Genomic DNA, 1527 nt, shown 5'->3' with positions numbered 1-1527 from the left:
CTTGTCATTCACGCTTCGGTTCGCCGATTTCAGCGGGGACACAACCCCTCGTTGTGAAACCGCAGATAAAAGCTACACCGGTGTCGCTGTAGGCGCGTTTTGGTAGGCCGGATAAGCGTGTAACGCGCCATCCGGCAGGAGAACAGCGTGAGAGAGCTGACTCGCGGCAATTAGTTGCCTAACTCCTGCAGCAATCGGGTATTGAGGTAGAGCTTTTCGCGACCCACGCTCATCTCCTCCAGCACGCCTATATCTGCCAGCTGCTTAAGATAGAGCGATGCAGTCTGGCGCTTAGCCACTTGCCCTTTTACAAGGTTATCTATCCGACAATAGGGCTGTGCAAAAAGTATTTGCATCAACTCATGGGTATAGATTTTTGGCAGTCGTTCACGCACAAATTGTGTCGTATCTACCATCAGTTCACGAATGATGGCGATTTTTTTCTTGGTCCAGCGCGCGGTGTTTTCTATCGCTTCCAGCATAAATAAGATCCACGCCTCCCACCGACCTTCGGCGGTCACGTCACGCAGGAGCGTGTAATAGTGATCGCGCCTTTCCAGAATAAACCGGGAGAGGTAAAGGATGGGCAGCGAAAGCAATTCACTCTGAATCAGATACAAAATATTCAGGATTCGGCCTGTTCTGCCATTCCCGTCCGGAAAGGGGTGAATACACTCAAATTGGTAGTGTGAAATCGCCATTTTTATCAGCGGATCCAGGTCATCATCGGCATGGATGAAACGTTCCCAATTCCCCAGCAGATCGCGAATAGCCGCTTCACCTACCGGCGGGGTATAAACCACGTCACTGTTCTGATCGCGCAATACCGTTCCGGGGGTTTTACGAATATCCGTTTCTACGCCGCGCAGCGTGGTGCAAATGGCGATGGCAGTGTTAGTACACAACGGGTAGCTGCTCAGGTAAGTAAAGCCATCGTGCAATGCAGTCCGGTAGCGTAACGCCTCTTTTGTTGCGGGATCGGCGTTCTCGGCCTGATCGGCATACTGGAAGAGCTGATCGCTGGTGGTGACGATATTTTCGATGCGCGAGGAGTCTTTGGCTTCAAGCAGAGGGAGGAGGTTAATCAGTAAACCTTGATCGGGAATTAACTCTCCTGCCGTTTTCAACTCTGCCAGAGCGGCACGTGCAGTTATGCAGGCCTTAAGCACCTTACGGGTCTCAATCTCCTCCACGTTGGGCGGCAGCATCGGTAAAGCGTTAAAGGGTATGGTCGGATCCCAGCTCATATGTTTACAAAATCCATTTTTATCGACATATGCTGATAATATGTCGATGCAATCAACCTGTCACGATGACATGTTTAATAAATGTGTTTTTATCGACGTATTTAACATTTTTGGCAGCATACGTGCTTTCACGCTATCCGAAAATGGTGACGGGATCACATGCCGGATGGCATGTTGGATTGGTGGAATTATTCCGTTCACCAGGCGCTGGGGAGTTCCATTAATCCCATATGCGGTGAACGGGACAAGGGAAGCGGCCGCGCTCCCCTTGTCAATCCCC

The 1527-nt window shown here is 50.6% G+C and carries 2 protein-coding genes; both read right to left on the bottom strand.

Going from position 1 to position 1527, the window contains the following annotated elements; all coding sequences use genetic code 11:
* Positions 1-170: 170 nt before the first annotated feature.
* On the bottom strand, positions 171-1247 hold the full coding sequence (gene fic / locus IAE48_RS23895) for a protein adenylyltransferase Fic (RefSeq protein WP_200135762.1): 1077 nt from the start codon (positions 1245-1247) through the stop codon (positions 171-173).
* A 60-nt stretch (positions 1248-1307) separates the two neighbouring features.
* Positions 1308-1527 (bottom strand): hypothetical protein (locus tag IAE48_RS24200; protein WP_233631733.1); only part of this gene is annotated, 220 nt, incomplete at its 5' end.

This window comes from Kosakonia sp. S57, from assembly GCF_016516575.1.
Taxonomy (GTDB): domain Bacteria; phylum Pseudomonadota; class Gammaproteobacteria; order Enterobacterales; family Enterobacteriaceae; genus Kosakonia; species Kosakonia cowanii.
This window is presented reverse-complemented; position numbering and strand designations above follow the sequence as displayed.

Coding starts and splice junctions, on each gene's coding strand:
- fic (WP_200135762.1), bottom strand. CDS start 1,247: ATGAGCTGGGATCCGACCATACCCTTTAACGCTTTACCGATGCTGCCG.